Consider the following 22,442-nt stretch of genomic DNA (forward strand, 5'->3'; position numbering starts at 1 on the left):
TACAAATCCTGCCAAGTAGCTAAACCCCAATTATAGGTAAACCTTGCTATACCAGCGTGTTTAGCCATTAATATTTCCTGGGTTTTATTTAACTTGAGTTTTGTTTTGATGGATAAAAGCATTTGCTGATAGCTTGCGTGGCGATAGCCATTTTCAACACTATACTTTATTATTTAATTCTGACACATTTTGCTTAATTTTTTAGTCAACTTATTCCATGTATACTTCAAATACTTGTAGTTTTGTATGTACTTGTATAGGTTTGTCTAGTAAATTGTCAACTTAGGACAAGCTCTGATCAGTATAAAATAATCTTCATTAATCTTCTTTTCTCTTACCCTTGACCGTGGAATTATGACGCAGGATGAGTTATTGGCACTGATAGATCGCGCTGCGGCTGAGGGTTGGCAAGAGTTATACTTGTCGGGGAAAAATTTGACGGAGATACCAGAGGCGATCGCCAAATTAACCAATCTCACCCAGCTTTACCTCAGTGGAAACCAAATCACCGAGATACCAGAGGCGATCGCCAAATTAACCAATCTCACCAAGCTTGACCTCAGTGAAAACCAAATCACCGAGATACCAGAGGCGATCGCCAAATTAACCAATCTCACCAAGCTTGACCTCAGTGAAAACCAAATCACCGAGATACCAGAGGCGATCGCCAAATTAACCAATCTCACCAAGCTTGACCTCAGTGAAAACCAAATCACCGAGATACCAGAGGCGATCGCCAAATTAACCAATCTCACCCAGCTTTACCTCAGTGGAAACCAAATCACCGAGATACCAGAGGCGATCGCCAAATTAACCAATCTCACCCTGCTTTACCTCTATAACAACCAAATCACCGAGATACCAGAGGCGATCGCCAAATTAACCAATCTCACCCTGCTTTACCTCTATAACAACCAAATCACCGAGATACCAGAGGCGATCGCCAAATTAACCAATCTCACCGAGCTTGACCTCAGTGAAAACCAAATCACCGAGATACCAGAGGCGATCGCCAAATTAACCAATCTCACCAAGCTTGACCTCAGTGAAAACCAAATCACCGAGATACCAGAGGCGATCGCCAAATTAACCAATCTCACCCAGCTTTACCTCTATAACAACCAAATCACCGAGATACCAGAGGCGATCGCCAAATTAACCAATCTCACCGAGCTTTACCTCTATCACAACCAAATCACCGAGATACCAGAGGCGATCGCCAAATTAACCAATCTCACCCAACTTAACCTTAGAAACAACCAAATCACCGAGATACCTTTAGAAGTTCTGAATACAAAAAATGCAAAAGAGATTTTTAATTACTTGAGGCAAATTCGCACAAGTGAAACTCGACCATTACATGAAGCTAAACTCTTGCTTGTGGGACAAGGTAGCGTCGGTAAAACATCTCTGATCGAGCGGTTAATCCGCAATCAATATGACAAAAATCAATCCCAAACCCACGGACTGAATGTAGAAACTTGGAATGTACAAATAGATAGCAAAGACATCCGTCTCAATGTTTGGGACTTTGGCGGACAGGAAATTTATCACGCCACCCATCAGTTTTTTCTGACTAAGCGTAGTCTCTATCTCCTAGTTTGCAACTGTCGCACCAGCGAAGAAGAAAACCGCATTGAATATTGGTTGAAACTCATTGAAAGTTTTGGCGGCCAGTCCCCCGTAATTATAGTTGGCAACAAAAAAGACGAACAACGCCTAGACATTAACCGCAAGGCATTACGCGAAAAATATCCTAACATCCAAGCCATTATCGAAACTTCCTGCCAAGACAATATTGGTATTGATGAACTTCGTGCCGCTATTTTCCAGGAAATCGCCAACCTCAAAGAAGTCTACGATCTTCTACCCATCTCATGGTTTGAAGTGAAACAACAACTGGAAACCATGCCCCAAGACTTCATCACCTACAACCGCTACATCGGTATCTGTCACGAAAACAAAATTCCCGAAGAACAAAACCAAGAACAACTGATAGACCTGCTGCATCGTCTCGGCTTAGTTCTCAACTTCCGTGATCATTCCATCCTTAAAGATACCAACGTCCTCAAACCCAACTGGGTGACAGAAGGTATTTATGCACTCCTGAGTGATGAAACTCTGAAAACTAAAAGCAAAGGCATTTTCACCCACGACGATATCAGTCGTATTCTTGACCCAGAACGCTATCCTACCCAGCGTCATAAATATTTGATCAATCTGATGAAGGAATTTGAACTTTGTTTTCAACTAGAATGTAAACCAGAAAAATTCTTAATTGCGGGACTTTTGCCCAAAGATCAACCAGAGAAAACAGAACTAGAAGGGGAAACCCTGGAATTTCAATACCATTACAAAGTTCTCCCGGAAAGTATCATCTCTCGCTTTATTGTTAATACCCACGACAAAATTTATAACTCAATCTATTGGCGCAGTGGGGTAATGTTGCAATATCAACAATACAACGAAATCTACAACATTGCTCGCATCAAAGCCGATCCAGAAGACAAAAAAATCTTTATCACTATTAGCGGACGTAAAGAAACAAGGCGTTTATTTCTTGGTATTCTTCGCAATGAATTTCAAAAAATCCATAATACCCTCCCCAACCTGGAAATTACCGAATGGGTCCCTGTTCCTGGCTACCCTAAACACGATCCACTCAAATACTCAGAACTACTCGGACTTGAAGAAATGGGAGAAACCGATAAAGTTATTGGTGAACTCAAACTCAAACTCAATTTGCGACAACTGCTTGATGGTTACGAGTCACTAGAATCCCGTCGCCAATCACAATCACAAATAGTTAATCCACAGGGAGTTAACGTTATAATTAATAACAATAACAGTATTGATAATAACAATAAACCCATGACAAATAACACAAACAACTTTACAGGCGCACAATTAGGCATCGTTAACATTGACAGCGAAATCACAGGTAACGCTAGTCAAAAAGTCGGTGACTTAAATCAAACAAACGGCGCAAACATCAACGAAATTCTACAACTAATCGGCAATATGCGCCAAACTGCCGCCCAATTTCCCCCAGAAATCCACGACGATATTATTATTGATATTGATGATGTAGAAGAAGAAATTAAAAAGCCAGAACCAAAACGCAATTTACCCAGACTAACAAAGCGTCTAGCAGCTTTAGGAACTGCTGCTACTGTAACTTTTGCGGGGATAGCTGGTATGGCAGACTTTGCAAATAATGTGATGGAAATAGGAAGCAAATTAGGCATAGAACTAATTAAGAATTAGTCCTGAATATGCGGGGTTCTATGAAGTTTTAGTTTTTTGTCAGGGAGTATCAATTACTATTACTATCTCTCAAGTCAAACTGCAACTGTAAACCATCATTTTCATTCAGATTTTGATTTGCTGGTTGCAGAAAAATAGGAGCATCAGGAATTGTGATTGATTCACTCAAGGGCAATTCTTCAGAAGTATTATTTTCTGCACCTTGATTATTTTGTTGATTAAAAAATCTGCTAAAATCATTTTCTGCACGACGATCATTAATATCAACTAAAGAATCACCTTTTAAAGTAAAATTCTCTTGATTAACTTGCTCAGTTGATTGTGCGTAAACGGTGCTATTCACACCAAAAACAGCCGCTATAATTGTTAAAGTGACAGAAATTTTAGTTTTCATGGGTTTGCTTTTTTCCATAAAAATATTCTAACTGGGGATAATTATAAATCATGCCCTAGATAGATTTGTATTGCTAAGTTACATATAATTAAAAATTAAGGAAAATTTTATATTTTGGACATTGAATTAATTATTCATCTTTATCTGTGTTTATCTGCATTCAATGATTCTTGATGTATTATATATGTTATATTGTAAAAAATAAACATTGATTGGTTTGAGAAGTTATGTTATTAAAATATGATCTTCGGCAATGTTTACCCTCTGCTGAAGATTTACCAGATTCAGACGATACACCAGTGGATAACGAATTACAAGACTTAATACCAGGGTTACTAAAAACCATACTCGCCTTAATTTGGTCAGAAAGAATGGATTGGTTTTTTGGCGTAGATATGGGAATATATTATGATCCAGATAAACCAGCAATAGTACCAGATGGATTTCTGAGTATTGGTGTACCGAGAATTATTGACTCAGATTTACGTTTATCCTATGTGTTATGGGAAGAACAAAAACTACCAATCATGGTGTTAGAAGTAGTATCTCAAACTAGAAGGGGAGAATATACCCAAAAGAAACAAGAATATGCAGAATTAGGAATTTTATATTATGTGATTTATAACCCATTAAGAAAAAGGAAACAAAGGTTAGAGGTTTATAAATTAGAAAATGGCAAATATCAATTATTGCCAGGTGAAGCAGTATGGTTATCAGAAATCAATTTAGGAATAGGTAGAGAAGAAGGAAAATATCAAGGAATTACCAGAGAATGGTTATATTGGTATGATGAACAAGGAAAGAGATATTTAACAGCAGAAGAACTACTGCAACAGGAAAGAGAGAGGGCAGAATTTGAAAGACAAAGGGCTGAATTTGAAAGGAAAAAAGCTGAATCTGAAAGATTGCGATCGCAACGTTTAGAAGAAATATTACGTTCTCATGGTATAGATCCTAATATTTAGTACATAATAGTTTTTTAATAGTTTTTTCCCTGGTGCTTGAATGAATGAAACTACCGCCAATTATGACGAAACATGGAAAGAAGCAATATCACAATACTTTGAATCTTTTGTATCTTTCTTTTACCCCTATCTTCATCAACAAATTAACTGGCAAAAAACCCCCATCTCCCTCGATAAAGAATTAGAACAGATTACAGCATCTTCCGCAACAGAAAAACGCTATGCGGATAAATTATATAAGGTTTGGTTACTAGATAACCAAGAAATTTGGATTTTGATTCATATTGAAGTACAAAGCCAATATGATAAAGCATTTTCTCAGCGAATGTTTATCTATAACTATCGCGCCTTTGATTTATATCATAAACCCGTCATCAGTTTAGCTATACTAGGAGATGAGAGTAAAACTTGGCGACCAAATTCTTATGAATACGGTATTGGAGAAAGCCAAGTTAAAATGACTTTCAGTAACGTGAAACTCTTAGATTATCAGTGGGAGGAATTAGCAGCGAGTGATAATGTCTTTGCTACAGTAGTAATGGCACATTTGAAAACCAAAGCTACTACTAGCAATTTAACCCAAAGAGAACAATGGAAATGGAATTTAGTCAGAGGTTTATATGAAAGGGGCTTAACTAAATTCGATATCATTAATTTAGGTAAGTTCCTGGATAAAATGATGGCCTTACCACCACAACTAGAACTGGAATTTAAGAATAAACTCAATCAATACGAAAAGGAGCGCAATATGCCTTTTTTAAGTCCGATAGAAGAAATGGCTTTAGAGAAAGGTCAACAAATTGGTCAACAAATAGGTCAGCAAATAGGTCAGCAAATAGGTCAGCAAATAGGAGCAAAAGAAACTCGCAAACAAGATATTATCAAAATCCTGCAAAATCGCTTTGATAATTTACCAGGTGATCTCGTAAAATCTATCAATCAAATTGATGATATGTCTGTGCTAGAAAATTTACTTTTACCTAGTGTTAGCGTCAATTCTCTAGAGGAATTTCAACAGATAATTAATGAGAATTTGAGCAGTAATAATTAAGAGTGATGAGATCCCCGACTTATTTGATTATCCTGTCAATAAATTGTGACTTGAAAGCAAAATTCGGGGATCTGGGTGACAGGGATATTACCTATTCATCACCTATTCATCACCCATTACCTCTAAAACTGCTTTCGGTAATAATTTTTCCTTAAACCAAACAATTCTAGCAGGAACATTATCTAATTTCACACCTGCTTTTTCTAAATTCAATCTTTCAGAAATTGCTAATATTAAATTATCACAATTTGCACGCCTTACCTGAGAAAATTTCTTTTGTAAATATTCTGGTCGCCAATAACCGACAATTTCTAATAAAAAAGTTCTCCCATCAGGATGCACCAGCCGAAAATCGGGAATCATCACACTACCAGGAATAGGAATTAAATCAACTTCTCGTTCTAAAATCCAACCACTTTTTAAATTATCCCATTTATCAGCAAAAGATTGTTCTAACATACTATCATAAGGCTTACCTTGAGGATAGTGAGAGACTAAACCACATTCAGAATTTAAAGTAAATCTACCTGTTTTCCATTCATTAGTATAAAAATCTCGTGTTTGTAAAGTTGCTGATAAACTCCATTTTGTCACATGAAGTAAAGCAGGAATTAATTTAGCGATCGCCAACCCATAACGGGTACTAGGACTAAATAAACTTGTCGGACCATCAATACTAATAGTAAAACCATGATCCGCATCACCTTCAATATAAGCCATTAATTGAAACAACTTCAAATAACGGAACAATAACTTATATTCTCCTGGTACATTGCGATGAGCATTTAACACCAAATGAGTAGCTTTATAAAACACACCTTGCACCTGAGACAAATTATAACGATGTAATAAATCTTCAGGTTTAGGAGCATCAAAAGCAGTTAAAATTTTATTTTCCGATAAATCAGCATAAAGACCTTCATGAACATGAAGAGGTAAAACTTCCCGTTGTAATTCCCGACTTAATTGATCAGCGATTTTTTGTAAAATTGTATCTGTGTTTTCCCGACTAGAGACAGATTTTGCAGCCAGAGAAAACACCCGTTCTCTTAACATAGCAGGTTCTAGGGGACTAATTACTTCAAAAGTGCAAAAACTACTTTTCAGAATATAAGCCAAACCCCGCTTCATTCGATAATCAGTAGTATCACCCTCAAAATCAGCCAATTGACGTTCCAGAACCCCTTGAGACTTCTCCACAGCATTCTGAAAAAACTGAATTAAATCACTAGCTAAACCTAAATGTTTATTATCAAGTTTCAGTCTCTTCGGGATAATTTCCTCCCCGTTTTGACGATGAATCAATAACTCCGTTGTCAACATCTTTCTTATTAAGAGAATAATTAATTTCCAACTGTTCAGCCGCCCGCAAATCCCTTTGATTTTCTCTTTCCTTACCACCCCCATAAACAACCCTTAAATTACCCCTTCTATCCTTCTTATTATCTTCTTTCTTCTCATTCTTCTCTTCCCTCTTCTCTGCCCTCTTCTCTTCGTGTCCTTCGTGTCTTCGTGGTTCAATACTTTTTAAACCTCTCCTTCTCGCCGAAGTACCCTCCTCACTCGTATCTTCCGCCACAACTTCATATAAAATCGCCTGTTTATTTTCCATATTACCTTTACGTAAAACCCTGCCTAAACGCTGAGTATATTCTCTCGCTGAACCAGTACCAGAAAGAATAATAGCAACAGAAGCAGCAGGAACATCAACCCCTTCATTTAAGACATGAGAAGCAACCAAAGTATTATAAATACCTTCCTTAAACTTAGTTAAAATTTCATGCCGTTCTTTCACAGGAGTTTGATGAGTAATAGCAGGGATTAAAAATTCTTGAGAAATGCGGTAAACCGTAGCATTATCAGCCGTAAAAATCAACACCCTTGAGGGATAATGTTCAGCTAATAAATCAGCAAGAATTCTTAACTTACCATCAGTCCCCAGAGCGATTTCTTTAGCTTGCCGATGTGCTAACATTGCTCTGCGTCCATTTTGCGATCGCGCACTCATTTGGACAAAAGTTTGCCAACCTTGTAAACTGCCCAAAGAAATGCGAGATTGCTTTAAAAAATCATTGCGAGTTTGAATTAACTGATTATATCTTTCTCTTTCAAGTTGAGATAATTTGACTTTTATCTGTATGACTTGATGTTCTGCTAAAGCCTTACCTGCTAAATCTTCAGCACGTTGCCGGTAAACTTCTCTACCGATGAGAATATTTAAATCAGCGTGTTTGCCATCGGTGCGTTCTGGTGTAGCAGAAAGTCCTAAACGATAAGGTGCGATCGCATATTCCGCAATCACTCGATTAAAATCTGTGGGTAAATGATGACATTCATCAAAAATAATCAGCGCATATTTATTACCCAAACTTTCCGCATGAATAGCCGCACTATCATAAGTTGCCACTAAAATAGGTGTTCTATCCCGTGAACCACCCCCCAACAAACCCAACTCCGCATCAGGAAAAGCCGCTTTTAGGTGTGCATACCACTGGTGCATTAAATCCAAAGTTGGGACAACAATTAAAGTGGTGCGGGGTGTTGCTTGCATGGCCATTTGTGCCAAATAAGTCTTACCCGCCGCAGTGGGTAGCACCACCACACCCTGTCTTCCCGCCAACTTCCAAGCTGCTAAAGCCTCATTTTGGTGGGGATAAGGAGTCATTTCTAAACTAGGGACCAACTCCAAAGGAGAAAATTCCTTGGCCTCATCAATAAAAAAAGTATCTTCTGCTTGCAGTGATTCGACTAAACAACGGTATCTAATCGCCGGAATGCGGAATTTTTCAATTCTATCATCCCAGGTAGCAAAATCTATCCAAGCTTTGCAGCGTGGAGGAGGATGTAAAATTAACGTACCACGATCAAAAGTTAAAGTGGGGTTGCGACCCATGTTAGGTTGTCTCCCAACTCATTCATCTTTAATTACTCATAACCTAAAAAGTGCATAATACCATTATCATGTCTCACTAATAACTCGTTTCCTCTTGCCTATTCCCTATTCCCTATTCCCTATTCCCTATTCCCTATTCCCTGCCCTAACAGATATGATAACTATTAAAACAGACATAATATGATTCCCAAAAGAAATTTTGGTATAAACCAACTAGAGGCGCTGTTAACTGCCGAAATATCGGACTTGCAAATAGGGTTTGCTGAAAAAGTTATCTGTGAAGGACCAGTGACAGGTGCTACGCCACGGTGACAGTTTCAAGAGTTGGATAGGAACGATTTTTTCTTGAAGTAGGAATATTGAATCTTTCATTTTTATTTTTTTGATTTTGTAGAACCTTTTACTAATATTTGGAATTTGATGTTTATTACTCAAGCAACACTCATTCCTGTATTATGGAAAACTCATTTAATCTCTCAGTTTGGCACAATTGTTTGCTATTTAGGATTATACATCATTTATCATCCTGAATTTAAGCATCCTTTATATTTTTATGTAGAAAATAGCATTTATTTATTAACGAAATATTCTGCTTATTTGATGAATTAGCCGAACTGCATGGAGTCGAGAAAATCAAAACTATTGGTGATGCTTACATGACAGTTGCTAGATTACCTAATCATCACAGTGATCATGCTATGTCCCTAGCAAATATGGCTTTAGATATGCAACAGGCTGTAGCTAAGTTTAATGAAGAACAAAATCAATCATTTCGTATCCGTCTGGGAGCAAAATTTAATAATCAATAATTTCTGTTGCTATCAGCACCGCTAACAATATAATTTCAATCAGAGAAAGTATACTATACTAGAAAAGGTTTGTTTGCATTGATTTTTACTACTTTAGGTAGATTCCTATTCCAGAAATGTAAGCTTTGTATTGCCCTGTTGCATAATAGGTCTGGAGCTATATTCCTGTCACTCACAAATTTCATGACTGCAAGTAGCTTGCAGCACCAGAGGAGATGCTAAATTGAAAGGAAAAATTTCTCTTCTATCAAACTATTCTGTGTCCATTTTATGTGTTGGTATCGCCTTGGTACTAACATTCCTGTTGCAGCCATTTTTAGATCGCTCTATCTTTCTGATATTTTTTGCGGCTATAGCAGTTAGTACCTGGTATGGTGGCATTAAGCCTGGATTATTAGCTACTGTTTTGTCTGTCATAACTGTGAGGTACTTTTTTATCGATCCCCAATTTTCATTTTCTGTTGAGAATCCAGACAGTATAATTAAGTTAGGATTGTTTACGCTGGTGACAATGTTTATCAGTTGGCTAAACTCAGAATTACGTACTTCTAAACAGAAATTAGAAATAAGTTTTAAACACCTAGCAGCGAGTGAAGCGAGATTTCGGAGATTAAAAGATGCCAACATCATTGGAGTGATTATAACCGATATACAAGGCGGCATTTTAGAAGCGAATGATGCCTTTTTAAACATGGTGGGTTATACACGAGAAGAACTACTAGCAGGAAGAATAAACTGCCGAAAAATGACACCTCCAGAATATCTGGAAAAAAGCGATCGCTCAATACTGGAACTGAGAAACCAAAGAGTTTGTCAACCTTTTGAGAAACAATACATCCGCAAAGATGGCAGTCGGGTGAGTGTTTTACTGGGTTTAGCTTTATTAGAAGATAATTCAGATCAAGTAATTGGTTTTGTTGTTGATGTGAGTGAACGCAAAAAAGCAGAAGATTCCCTGATAAAACAGGAAGAACAACTGCGCTTGATCACTGATTCTTTACCAGTACAGATTTCCTATGTAGATGCTCAACAGCGTTATCGTTTTAATAATAAAAGATATGAAGAATGGTTTGGTATACCTACATCTCAAATGGATGGCAAACACCTAAAAGAAATTTTAGGAGATTCGGTTTATGAAAAAATTTATTCCTATGTAGAAACAGTATTATCTGGAAAGGAAATCACCTACGAAAATCAACTCTTGCATCCAGATGGTACAGAACATAATACAAGCGTGACTTACGTTCCCCAATTCAATAATCAAGGAAAAGTGGAAGGATTTGTTGCTTTAATTAGAGATATTACAGAACAAAAGCAAGCTGAAAATGCTCTCAAACAAAGCGAAGAAAAATTCCGCAAATTAACAGAAAAAGTGCGCGTCATTCCTTGGGAAGCAGATCCTAAAACTGGGAATTTTACATACATTGGTCCGCAAACAGAAGAAATACTCGGTTATTCATTAACTGATTGTTACAATGATAATTTCTGGGAAGAACACATCTATCCTGATGACAAAGAGTGGGCAGTTAAGTATTGCCTAATGAGTTCACAAACTGAGGAAAATTACGAATTTGAATATAGAATGTTAGCCGCAGATGGCAGAGTGGTTTGGTTATATGATATAGTGAATGTGGTGCGGGGTAAAGATAGACCAAAGCAGCTACATGGGTTCATGATTGATATTACAGAACGCAAACAAGCAGAACAAGAAAGAGAACAAATATTAGCGCGAGAAAAAGCAGCAAGAACTGAAGCAGAAGCAGCTAACCGCATCAAAGATGAATTTTTAGCCACACTTTCCCACGAACTCCGCACCCCCCTCAACGCCATGTTAGGATGGACACAGTTGCTCAGAAGCCGTAAATTTGATGAAGCTACCACTGCTAAAGCATTGGAAACAATTGATCGCAATAGTCGGTCTTTAGCTCAGTTAATTGAAGATGTATTAGATGTTTCTCGGATTATTCGTGGTAAACTGCGTTTAAATATGTACCCAGTGGAACTTGTGCCAGTAGTAGAAGCAGCAATAGACACATTGCGTCCTGCTGCGGATGCTAAACATATTTGCATTGAGTCGGAATTTGATCCAGCAGTGGGAGTAGTGATAGGTGATGCTAACCGCTTGCAACAAATAGTTTGGAATTTGCTTTCCAATGCTGTAAAATTTACACCTAAGGGGGGAATAGTCCAGGTAAAAATACAGCGCATTAAGTCCCGTGTGCAGATTCAAGTCAGTGATACTGGTGCGGGAATTGCTCCCGAATTTTTACCTTATGTATTTGAGCGTTTTTATCAAGCTGATAGTTCAACCACGCGATCGCATGGTGGATTAGGATTAGGATTAGCTATAGTTCGGCATTTAGTAGAACTGCACGGAGGTACAGTTTCCGCTACCAGTCCAGGACTAGAAAAAGGTGCAACTTTCATCGTCAATTTACCAATGAAAGCCGTGATTAATGAAGATGATACACCCAAATCACAACCATTTCTCACAAATAGCAATTCTGTGAATTACCAATTATCAATCTTGGAAAATGTGCGAGTGTTGGTAGTGGATGATGAAGCAGATACAAGAAATTTACTAACTAAAATTTTAGGACAATATGGCGCTCAAGTGACTGCTGTTGCCTCTTGTGAAGAAGCAATGACAGCTTTATCAAAATTCCATCCAGATATATTAATTAGTGACATTGGAATGCCAGAAGAAGATGGCTATACATTAATTCGTAAAGTCAGAAGTCTTCCTAGTAATGAAGGAGGGAAAATTCCCGCAGTAGCACTAACAGCTTATGCTAGATCAGAAGACCGCACCCAAGCTTTATTAGCAGGTTTTCAATTACATATTCCTAAACCAGTGAATGCTGGAGAATTAGCAGCGGTGGTTGCTAATTTATCGGGAAGAACATGATAATTGATAATTGATAATTGACAATTGACAATTGATAATTGGTAATTGGTAATTGGTAATTGGTAATTGGTAATTGGGAAAATGCAAATAATTTCCCCCTGCTCCCCTGCTTCTTTCCAGTCCCCAGTCTCCAGTCCCCTTTACACTTCCTGATTTAATTGATTATCCTAGAAGAGTCGGGGAATAAACTGATTGTAAATTGCCAGCAGGTGCTAGATGCTGCAAGCAGAAGAAATATTACATGACCGTTACCAAATTCAACGCCAACTAGGTAATAATGGTATTCGTCAAACTTGGTTAGCTAAAGATTTACAAGCCACAGAACTAGAAAACTCGTTAGTTGTGGTCAAACTCTTGGCTTTTGGTGGTGCTGTGCAGTGGGATGACCTGAAACTTTTTGAAAGGGAAGGACAGATTCTGAAACAGCTAAATCATCCTTGTATCCCCAAATATATTGATTATTTTTGCATTGATGACCGTAACCTCTGGTTTGGCTTAGTTCAACAATATATTCCTGGTGTATCTCTGAAAGAAAAACTCGTTGCTGGGGAAAGATTTACAGAAAATAAAGTTAGAAAAATTGCTGTTAAAATTTTAAGGATTCTCACCTATTTACATGAATTAAATCCAGGGGTTTTACATCGAGATATTAAACCCAGTAATTTGATTTGGGGTGCAGATAATCAAATTTATTTAGTAGATTTTGGGGCGGTTCAAGATAAAGCTGCTAAAGAAGGTGTGACTTTTACCGTTGTTGGTACTTATGGTTATGCACCTATGGAACAATTTGGTGGTCGGGCTGTTCCTGCATCAGATTTGTATGCTTTAGGCGCGACTTTAATTCATTTGTTAACTGGTCATCCTCCCGCAGATTTACCCCAAAAAGATTTAAAAATTCAATTTGTAGACCGTGTTAATTTAAGTTCATCTTTTGAAAATTGGATAAGCCAACTAATAGAACCAGCACCAGAAAACCGTTTTGCTAATGCACGTAAAGCCTTAAATGCCCTAAAATCTGGTGATACAGTTCACCCTCAAACAGAGACAATTCGCCCTGACAAAATTGAAGTTCGACACTTAGATATAAAAGAGGTAATTAACAATTCTGGCTGTGGTTTATATAATAAATATGCAGTAGTTCCCGAAGAAATTTTAGGTTGGAATTGGGGGGCATTTTTGATGCCTTGGTTGTGGATGTGGCCTAATTATGTTTGGTATGGGTTGCTGTGTTTTATCCCTCACATTGGTTGGATGATGACTATTGCTTTGGGAGCAAAAGGTAATGAGTGGGCTTGGAAAAGTAGACGCTGGCGGAGTATTGAACATTTTAAACAACATCAGAGAGGTTGGGCGATCGCCGGAATTATGATTGGCGCACCTGTGAGTATTACAATTTGGGTATTGGCATTTATTAGTCTGTTCAATCAAATATTTGATCTAGCAAATTAAATCAACAATTTGAAAAAATAAACTTTGATCTCGTTCATCTCGTTCATCTCGTTCCCAGTCTCAGACTGGGAATGCGATCGCAGAGTCTCTGACTCTGGTATCATTAAAGGCAGAGCCTTTAAAAATTCATTCCCATACAGAGTATGGGAACGAGAGGGAGCAGGGAGCAGGGGAAGCAGGAGAAGCAGGAGAAGAAAAATTAGTTCTTGATTCTTTCATTCTTCTTTCTGCTATATAAAACCTAGACAAAGCTAGACTTTACTTTCTACTTCAACGGGAGCATGGGAGCGGTTATCCCTCAGTAGACTTGCACGCTGTAGCCCAACGCGACTTTCTCAGGTTAAGATTTGGAAACAGACTATCACTATCAATGCTTGGTTTTCGCGTCGGTAATAGTCTGATTCAATACTTGATATCTGAGGATTATATATCAAGTTGGCATTTTTCTGAGCTAACTTATGTCAATTTTTGTCAACATAAGTATATTTTTGTCTATAAAATGGTCAACTTAGGACAAGCTCTTGCCTTCTTACTGTCACCTGTCACCTAAGCTTCTAACTCACTGAAGTTTCAAACACACCCACAGGACAAGCAACATTAGTACCACCTAAACCGCAATAACCACCGGGATTTTTAGCTAAATACTGTTGATGGTAATCTTCAGCATAATAAAACTCAGGTGCATCTAAAATTTCTGTGGTAATTTTGCCATACCCTGCTTTTACTAACGCTTGTTCATAAGCATCCCGTGAAGCTTCCGCTAGTTGTTTTTGTTCTGGGGAATAAACATAAATTCCAGAACGGTATTGAGTACCCACATCATTACCTTGACGCATCCCTTGGGTGGGATCATGACTTTCCCAAAAGACTTTTAACAGTTGGGAATAAGTAATAACTTTAGGATCAAATACCACAAACACCACTTCATTGTGACCGGTCATACCAGTGCAAACTTCCCTATAGGTGGGGTTGGGTGTGTAACCAGCAGCATAACCTACCCCAGTGCTGTAAACTCCGTTTTGTTGCCAAAACTTGCGTTCTGCACCCCAAAAACACCCTAAACCAAACATCGCAGTTTCCATACCTTCAGGAAACGGAGGTTTGAGGGGGTTGTTGTTGACAAAGTGTGTTGCAGGTACGGGCATTTTTGCTGTGCGTCCTGGCAGTGCTTGTTCAGGTGTGGGCATTGCCACTTTTTTTCCAAATCCGAATAATCCCATTGTTTTTGATGTATTGTATGTATGATGGCTTTACCTTTATATTGTAAAGATTTTGGTGATTGGTGGAAATTTAGGCTGGTAGTGAGGCAATACTGTTCGGTTAAGAGTTTTCGTAGGTTGGGTTAAGCGATAGCGCAACCCAAAAAAAGCCTATCAATGTTGGGTTTCCTAACGTCAACCCAACCTACAATATTCAGGTATGATTGATGTCCTAACTACTTTGTCTACAGCTATAAATAAAATCATCAAATCAATTCATTCATCTAATTTCATCTAATTTCATCTGCGTTTATCTGCGTCCATCTGCGTTAATTTTCTATTACATCACAAGCATGAACTAAAGGTAATAATGGACCCATTTGTTCTTGTCCATTAACAGCTAAATCACTGTGACATAAATAAACTCTTTGGGAAACACGCGCTAGTAAATCTGCAATAATGCGACGTAATCTTTGCGTTTCTGCTGCTTGTTCATCTGCTGCTGTCCAAGGTTTTCCTAACCTATCTTGTAGAAATAAAGTAGCACCAAATAAAGTTGCTGCACCACCTTTAGCCCAAAGAGGTGAACCCGCATCTAACCAAAAATGCCATTTGTGATCTCTATGACTAGCACGATATTGGAAAATGGTAGCTAATGTAATGGCTTTTTTGGCTTTTCCGATGGGACGAATGGGGTAGGGATTAGCAGTAATTGTACCACATCGCAACAGTTGAATAAATTCGGCAATGGTATTATTTTGTATTGTTGAATTGGTAATTGTTTGTTTTAATCTGGTGTCTATTTCCCAATAATGTTGAGCAGTTTCTAATAATTCTCGTAATGCTGCTAATGTGGGAAATGGAGGATGATGATCTTTACACAAAAATTTTTGCATTGCTTGATATAAAAGATTAACTGGTGTGTAAATTACATTTTCTTGAACTTCTGTTTTCTGTTTTTCAATCCATCCCAATATTTCATTATAAGCTGTGGTTGCAGTATAGCCGATTCTATCCCAACGTTCAAAGGTTTTAATATTTAATAAATGGGGATTTTCTGGATGGGGTACAAAACAATGATCTGCTATTAAACCAGCACGCACTGGATCAATTTTTGGTTGTGGAAATTCTTTTTTTTCTCCATCTTCTCCATCATTGGTGTGACTGTGACTTAAAACAACTAACATTTCTGCCACTTCATCCCGCTCTACTAATCTTCCTAAATTGGGATAAACTAAAGTAATTAAGGTGAGTAATGCTCTGACAGCGGGTGAACTAATTAAAGGACGTTGTTCATTGAGAGCTTCTACCTGAATATTTTGCTTTGTTAATATTTCTATGAGACTATAACGAGCGATCGCATCTAACCCAGGAGCGATAATTGCTATTTCTTCCGGTTCTATTTTTCCCGTTTTAATTCCATTAATTATCACATCTGTTATTTGTCGCAAAAGTTGAGCGCGAGAAGCAGTTTGAATACATTTTACAGACTTTGGTAAACTTAAAATTGTCATCGGTTCAGTGACTAATTCTATCATCGGTTGAACCAAGGTTTCAGCTAAATTAGCTTCAGGAAAACTCACCAACTTTTCTACCTGACAACGCTTTGCTAACCTGTTTAAATATTCAGGATCAGCACCCAAACCCCAACGCACTCCCCCATCAAGATTATAACTAAATGCTCCCACCGCACCCGCATTTAATAAAAACTCAAATAAGTGATAAGCTATGGCTGGATAATCATCTACATCATCAGCTATGATCATCTGATAACGTTTTTTTAAATGTTGCTGATAATCGCTATTAGTTAATAAATGTTGGTGATAAAGTTCGGTAATTAAACCATAAGTTAATAATCCCCTTTCTAAACACCAATTCCGCCAATCTAACAGCAAAGATGTGAAAAATTCTGGTTCTAGATTATTAGTATTTTCTGGTAAACCTGTCTGCAAAATCCCCGCAATATCTTCACAATCTGTACCACTATAAGCTGCTAATTGCCATAAGTCTAATATCCGCCTCACTAAGCGATATTCATTCACTCCTGCACGTCTCAAAGTTTCTGCATCTAACTGATAATTCCAAAGCTTTGTTGCTAATTCTTGCTCTGTTTCTGGGCGCAATCTTACCGGAAATTGTGCTTTTATTTGTAAAGATTCCACCAATAACGGCCAAAATAAAATCACTTCATCTTGAATAAAACCCAAGGTTGTTTTCGCCCGAATTGGGTATTTTCCTGAAGTTAAAGTGACAATTTTATCAGTTAATAATCTGCGATTATCATCATTAGATGCTAAAACTAAAGCACCAGGTTCTGTTTGCAAAAGATTTGCGGTTTTAATTGCACTTTTAGCTTGTTTCCGATTTTGATTTTTCGGATAAAATGACTCTATATCTTGATTGTCATTTTGTTGCACCCAATCACAAAACTGTTGGGCTAAACGAGTAGTTTTTCCGCTGCGGCTAGTACCAACAATCCAAAAAGAATTTGAAACCACTAATCTACTCCTGATGATAACTTCTGCGTTAACTTAAATTTAGGAATCACCAAACAGTTTTAAATGAGCATTGAGGATGAAAAACCCTGTGTTTAGTGAAAAAATATACTCTTTTTTCCTGGCTGCTTACAGATGGTATTTACTGACACCAGAACGCTCTTTAGAGGAAGCTTATAAATCAGCTTTAAAAATTAAAGAAATAGAAGATAACCATTTTAATGGTAATAAAATTAGCCGTGATGATGCTATGTACAGTAGTAGTGTCATGGATTATTTTCAAGCAGATTTACAAAAATTATTAAAAAATGTACGGATGCGGCTGACAGAGTTTAAAGCCAGTCGTTGGTTTTCCAATGAATCTAAGCAAAAAGCAGCAGCCAAAGCAGGTATAGAATATTCCAATGCGGCTTTAGTTTTAAAAAAGCTAGAATTCATTGATCAAGTCATTGGTAAATATACAAATGACGCTGTAAATGATGTTCTAGAAAACAATTCTGTAAATTTAGTAAATTCATCTACAATTGTAGCAGAAAATAAATTAAGTAATCAACCAATTACACCAAAAACTGTAATTAAAAACAACAATAATAAACCCAAAAGAAAAGCTGATTCTACAGGAGTTTTACCGCGTTCGATTTTAACAACTATTACTCGTCTGCAAGCGGAATTAGACCCTAGTTCTGAACAAGAAGTAGTGCAGAATTTTCGGCAGACGCAAAAAATCACAATTATCTCTGTGAGATTTATTTTACTATTAATTATAGTGCCACTTCTCACCCATCAAATAGCCAAAGCTGTAGTAGTAGGTCCTGTAGTTGATCGTTTTAGAGGTTCAGAAACAGAACAGATTTTTCTCAATGAAGAAATGGAAGAAGAAGCACTAATAGAACTGCAAAGATTTGAAGAAAGAATCAAGTTTGAAAATTTGATTAGTAATGCACCACCGCTATCATCGGAAGTGCTAGAAATTAAAATGCAAGAAAAAGCACAGGAGGTAGCAAAGGAATTTCGGCGTGAAAGTGCTAATGCGATTAAAAATGTGTTTGCAGATGTTTTTTCTATAGTTGCTTTTATCTGGTTGTTGCTGATCAGCCAATCTTCTATTTCAGTTCTCAAAGATTTCTTTGATCATGTAGTATATGGCTTGAGTGATAGCGCCAAAGCATTTATTATTATCTTGTTTACTGATGTCTTTGTCGGCTTCCACTCTCCCCACGGTTGGGAAGTAATTCTGGAAGGTTTATCACGACACTGGGGTTTACCAGCAAATAGGGATTTTATTTTCTTATTTATTGCTACATTTCCCGTGATTTTAGATACAATTTTCAAATATTGGATTTTCCGTTATTTGAATCGCATTTCTCCTTCTGCTGTTGCTACTTACCATAATATGAATGAGTAAATAAATTCATAATTCATAATTCATAATTCATAATTGGTGATTAGTAATGCCATAATTATTCCCTATTACCTCTTAACTGTCACCTGTTCCCTGTTCCCTGTTCCCTGTTCCCTGTTCCCTGTTCCCTGTTCCCTGTTCCCTTAAAAATGAAAAAGATATTTAACACAACTTTTAGCTTACCTTTTTTCTTCACGATTTTTTTCCTGGAAATGCCAGCGATTAAAAATCAAGACACAATTCCTCCCGAATGTCAAGTAACTAAGTGGGATTTACCAACAGCTTTAAAAACTGAAAATAGCAAAAATGTACCTGTACTTGTACAAAGATTACCGGTTGGTTGTTGTGAAAAAGATGCTTCTTGTTTAGATGCAAGGATTTATGGTAGTGAACAAGAAGAAATAGGGGATAAAAAAGCATTAATAAAATCTATTGATCAGAGTTTAAAATATTTAAGAACTCGGCGGGCTGCGGCTGCTTATCAAAGATATAAAATTTCTGGAATTACCAGAGATCGGGTTTATCGTAGTTTGCAAAGATTCAGACAATTAGTATTATCAACTAATTCGCCTCAAGAATTACAAACAGCTATTGAAAAAGAGTTTGTTTATTATCAATCTATAGGCAGAGATAGTCAAGGTACTGTATTATTTACTGCCTATTATGAACCATTATATTTAGCTAGTCGCAAACCAACCAAAGAATTTAAATATCCTGTTTACCGCTTACCACCTGATTTAAAATCTTGGACTAGACCTCATCCCACTCGATTAGAATTAGAAGGTGCAGATGGTTTACAAGGTTCTCAAAGTAAATTAAAAGGTTTAGAATTATTTTGGTTTAAAGACAGATTTGAACCTTATATTATTCAAATTCAAGGTTCTGCGCGGTTAAAATTAACAGATGGAACAGTCACCAGTATAGGATATGCTGGAAATACAGCCCATAATTATAAAAGTTTGGGGCGGACATTAGTAGAGGCTGGAAAATTACCTGAAAATGGCGTAACCATGCCCACAATTTTTGAGTATTTCCAAAAAAATCCCCAAGATTTAAATGTTTATCTTCCCCGCAATAATAGCTTTGTCTTTTTTAGAGAAACCTATGGGAGATCCGCACATGGTTCTGTTGGTGTACCGCTGACTCCAGAACGTTCTATAGCTACCGATAAATCTTTAATGCCTCCTGGTGCTTTAGCTTTAATTCGCGCACCTTTTCCTTTTGTTAATAATAACGGTGAATTGGAAAATCGGACAGTTAGCCGTTTTGTATTAGATCAAGATACAGGTGGTGCAATTAAAGGTGCAGGTAGGGTAGATTATTATTTAGGAACGGGAGATATAGCTGGCGATCGCGCTGGGGTAACAGTCAGCGATGGACAATTATTTTATTTGTTGTTGAAATGATACAGCAGGAGTCAGGAGTCGTAGGGGCGAAGCATTCGGAAAATAGCCTTTTCATAAAATTGATAATTGGTCGCCCGAATGCTTCGCCCGTACAGGAGTCAGGAGTAAAACTGGCTTTGTGTCTAGGTTTCAATTTAGATTCTGTACCTCATTGATCTGCAATCTCCTGTAATATCCATAATACCAATCCAAAATCCAAAATCTAAAATCCAAAATCGGATTATTCCATCAACATTAACCTTACAGGATCTAAATGTACATACCAAGGAAAAGGTAGGTCTTTAATTGTCACCCATTTTTCTTTATAAACTTCCGCTTGCAAGTGATAATCATGAGAATTATTGGCAGGAGAATGTAACTTTAAAAATAAAGTCATGCGGTGAGGTGTTTCGCTAGTTCTCGCCAACCAACAAGGAAAAGTATTTTCCAGATTTGCATCATTTTTAAACACAATTTGATGGGCGCGAATCCCAACATGAGATAAATTTTCAGGAATAGATTCTACAACTTCTAAAGTACAACCCCAATCAACAGCTTCTACTTTTTGGGATGACAAAACAACAGCGCGAGAAAAATTTTTACATCCTGTAATTTTTGCAACATTCATAGTAGCAGGATGTTGGAAAATTTCATATTTAGAACCATGATGTGCTTCTTTTCCGTCTTCTAAAACTAACAAATTAGGACACAATCTATAGGCTTCTTCCATATTATGAGTAACAAATAAAGTCACACCAGAATAATCAGCTAAAGTCTCTGTCATTTGTTGTTCTAACTGACTGCGTAAATGTGTATCCAGGGCAGAAAATGGCTCATCTAAAAGTAAAGCTTCTGGTTGACTTGCTAACGCTCTCGCTAAAGCTACCCGTTGTTGTTGTCCTCCTGAAAGTTGGTGAGGATAACGATTACCTAAACCCTCTAAGTGCATGGCTATTAATTGCTTTTCTACCTCTAATTTAATATTCCCATTTGATAATTCTTTAGGTAAACCAAAAGCGATATTTTGTGCTACCGTGAGATGAGGAAATAAGGCATAATTTTGAAATAAAAACCCTATTTTTCGCTCACGTACAGGAACATTAATTCCTTTTTCTGAGTCAAATAAAACTCTATTATTTAATACTATTCTGCCTTTGGTTGGTGTTTCTATACCTGCCAAACAACGGAGAATCATACTTTTACCCGCGCCAGAACTTCCCAATAATCCTAAAGGTTGATGATCAGTAGTAAAGGCAATTTTCAGATGAAAGCTTGATAGTTTTTTTTCAATATCTATAAATAAGCCAGATGTAGAAGAATTGGTAGGTGAAGAAAAAGATTGATTTTCTGGTTTTATTGGTTGAAGTTCTGGTTGATTTTTGCGTCTAAATTTATGCTTGCTTTCTTGCCAGAAGTTAGTTAAAATAATTCCTGTTAAAGAAATTGATACAATAATAATTGCCCAAAACCAAGCTTCATTCATATCCCCAGCTTCCACAGCAAAATATATCGCCATTGGTATATTCTGCGTTTGTCCAGGAATGTTACCAGCTAACATCAAAGTTGCACCAAACTCACCCAAAGCACGAGCAAAAGCTAAAGTTGCACCTGCTAAAATACCAGGAAATGCTAAAGGTAAACTCACCCGCCAAAATATAGTAAATTCCTTAGCGCCTAAAGTTCTCGCTACTCTTAATAAATTAGCATCAATTTGTGCAAAAGCTCCCAAAGCAGTTTTATACATTAAAGGAAAAGAAACCACCATTGCAGCGATCGCCGCACCATACCAAGTAAATACAATAGTCACATTAAAAGGTTCTAGTAATTTACCAACTGGACCATTTTTACCAAAAAATAGCAACAGCAAAAAACCCACAACTGTAGGCGGTAAAATTAGCGGTGCAACAAATATCCCCTCAATAATAGATTTTCCTTTACCCCGATATCCCAGCATCCAGTAAGCAGCAGCAATACCCAAAAAGAAGGTGATAAAAGTCGCTAAAAATGAGGTTTTCAGCGATATCCAGAGGGGTGATAAGTCCTGTGGCATAATTTTTACAAATTCCAACTTAGTTGGTAGTATACCAGGAAATAGGGGAAATAGTTAAATATTTTTTACATTTGTCTGATAGCATAGCGTGGCGTAAGCCATATCAGGATTTCCAGGATTAAAGGATTTACAGGATGAGGTAAAAATCTCAACAAAAGCTATTTGCTCATCCTAT

Annotated in this window: 16 protein-coding genes and 1 pseudogene; 10 read left to right on the forward strand and 7 right to left on the reverse strand. The window is 37.3% G+C overall.

The genetic code is table 11. The annotated features are described in order from the left end of the window. Positions 1-17 precede the first annotated feature (17 nt). Positions 18-122: pseudogene (locus tag K2F26_RS25080) on the reverse strand (helix-turn-helix domain-containing protein); the annotation flags it as partial. A gap of 232 nt (positions 123-354) precedes the next feature. Here K2F26_RS25080 and K2F26_RS00010 point away from each other — a divergent pair. Next, positions 355-3,267: a leucine-rich repeat domain-containing protein gene (locus K2F26_RS00010; protein WP_220609864.1), complete on the forward strand. Its 2,913-nt coding sequence runs from the start codon at positions 355-357 to the stop codon at positions 3,265-3,267. A gap of 49 nt (positions 3,268-3,316) precedes the next feature. Here the strand turns inward: K2F26_RS00010 and K2F26_RS00015 are convergent, their stop codons facing one another. Next, the gene (locus K2F26_RS00015; RefSeq protein ID WP_220609865.1) at positions 3,317-3,661 is read right to left on the reverse strand and encodes a hypothetical protein; all 345 of its coding nucleotides are present in this window, start codon (positions 3,659-3,661) and stop codon (positions 3,317-3,319) included. A gap of 227 nt (positions 3,662-3,888) precedes the next feature. Here K2F26_RS00015 and K2F26_RS00020 point away from each other — a divergent pair, with 227 nt between their 5' ends. Further along, positions 3,889-4,626, forward strand: coding sequence for a Uma2 family endonuclease (locus tag K2F26_RS00020; protein ID WP_220609866.1), 738 nt, complete (start codon positions 3,889-3,891; stop codon positions 4,624-4,626). A gap of 40 nt (positions 4,627-4,666) precedes the next feature. Further along, positions 4,667-5,677 carry an RpnC/YadD family protein gene (locus K2F26_RS00025; protein WP_220609867.1) on the forward strand — a complete coding sequence of 337 codons (1,011 nt, stop codon included), beginning with the start codon at positions 4,667-4,669 and terminating at the stop codon, positions 5,675-5,677. Between the two features lie 102 nt (positions 5,678-5,779). Here K2F26_RS00025 and K2F26_RS00030 read toward each other — a convergent pair whose 3' ends face one another. Beyond that, the gene (locus K2F26_RS00030) at positions 5,780-7,000 is read right to left on the reverse strand and encodes a DUF790 family protein (RefSeq protein WP_220609868.1); all 1,221 of its coding nucleotides are present in this window, start codon (positions 6,998-7,000) and stop codon (positions 5,780-5,782) included. Next, positions 6,930-8,570, reverse strand: coding sequence for a DEAD/DEAH box helicase family protein (locus tag K2F26_RS00035; protein WP_220609869.1), 1,641 nt, complete (start codon positions 8,568-8,570; stop codon positions 6,930-6,932). The genes K2F26_RS00030 and K2F26_RS00035 overlap by 71 nt, the downstream gene beginning before the upstream one ends. 180 nt (positions 8,571-8,750) lie before the next feature. On the opposite strand from K2F26_RS00035, the gene K2F26_RS25085 reads away from it, so the two are divergent. From K2F26_RS25085 to K2F26_RS00050, 5 genes are all read left to right on the forward strand, one after another. Beyond that, a complete protein-coding gene (locus tag K2F26_RS25085; RefSeq protein WP_302850034.1) occupies positions 8,751-8,882 on the forward strand; it encodes a hypothetical protein in 132 nt (43 codons plus the stop codon). A 108-nt stretch (positions 8,883-8,990) separates the two neighbouring features. Beyond that, positions 8,991-9,179, forward strand: coding sequence for a hypothetical protein (locus K2F26_RS24485; protein WP_246605479.1), 189 nt, complete (start codon positions 8,991-8,993; stop codon positions 9,177-9,179). A gap of 23 nt (positions 9,180-9,202) precedes the next feature. Beyond that, positions 9,203-9,379: an adenylate/guanylate cyclase domain-containing protein gene (locus K2F26_RS24490; RefSeq protein WP_246605629.1), complete on the forward strand. Its 177-nt coding sequence runs from the start codon at positions 9,203-9,205 to the stop codon at positions 9,377-9,379. Positions 9,380-9,602: 223 nt separating this feature from the next. Beyond that, a complete protein-coding gene (locus K2F26_RS00045; protein ID WP_220609870.1) occupies positions 9,603-12,287 on the forward strand; it encodes a hybrid sensor histidine kinase/response regulator in 2,685 nt (894 codons plus the stop codon). Between the two features lie 216 nt (positions 12,288-12,503). After that, positions 12,504-13,736, forward strand: a complete 1,233-nt coding sequence (locus tag K2F26_RS00050) for a serine/threonine protein kinase (RefSeq protein ID WP_220609871.1) — start codon at positions 12,504-12,506, stop codon at positions 13,734-13,736. Positions 13,737-14,290: 554 nt separating this feature from the next. Here K2F26_RS00050 and msrA read toward each other — a convergent pair. Together msrA and K2F26_RS00060 are read right to left on the reverse strand one after the other, a co-directional pair. Then, positions 14,291-14,956 (reverse strand): peptide-methionine (S)-S-oxide reductase MsrA, encoded by a 666-nt coding sequence (gene msrA, locus K2F26_RS00055; protein WP_194058101.1) that lies wholly within the window; start codon positions 14,954-14,956, stop codon positions 14,291-14,293. A 308-nt stretch (positions 14,957-15,264) separates the two neighbouring features. Then, on the reverse strand, positions 15,265-17,433 hold the full coding sequence (locus tag K2F26_RS00060) for a recombinase family protein (RefSeq protein ID WP_220609872.1): 2,169 nt from the start codon (positions 17,431-17,433) through the stop codon (positions 15,265-15,267). Between the two features lie 76 nt (positions 17,434-17,509). Between K2F26_RS00060 and K2F26_RS00065 the strand changes: the two genes are divergently transcribed. Both K2F26_RS00065 and mltA read left to right on the forward strand, forming a co-directional pair. Continuing rightward, positions 17,510-18,835, forward strand: a complete 1,326-nt coding sequence (locus tag K2F26_RS00065) for a proton extrusion protein PcxA (RefSeq protein WP_194058098.1) — start codon at positions 17,510-17,512, stop codon at positions 18,833-18,835. A gap of 146 nt (positions 18,836-18,981) precedes the next feature. After that, the gene (mltA, locus tag K2F26_RS00070) at positions 18,982-20,238 is read left to right on the forward strand and encodes a murein transglycosylase A (protein WP_220609873.1); all 1,257 of its coding nucleotides are present in this window, start codon (positions 18,982-18,984) and stop codon (positions 20,236-20,238) included. A 220-nt stretch (positions 20,239-20,458) separates the two neighbouring features. On the opposite strand, the gene modB is transcribed toward mltA, so the two are convergent. After that, positions 20,459-22,267, reverse strand: coding sequence for a molybdate ABC transporter permease subunit (modB, locus tag K2F26_RS00075; protein WP_220609874.1), 1,809 nt, complete (start codon positions 22,265-22,267; stop codon positions 20,459-20,461). Between the last annotated feature and the right edge of the window lie 175 nt (positions 22,268-22,442).

The sequence above is a fragment of the Sphaerospermopsis torques-reginae ITEP-024 genome, assembly GCF_019598945.1.
GTDB lineage: Bacteria > Cyanobacteriota > Cyanobacteriia > Cyanobacteriales > Nostocaceae > Sphaerospermopsis.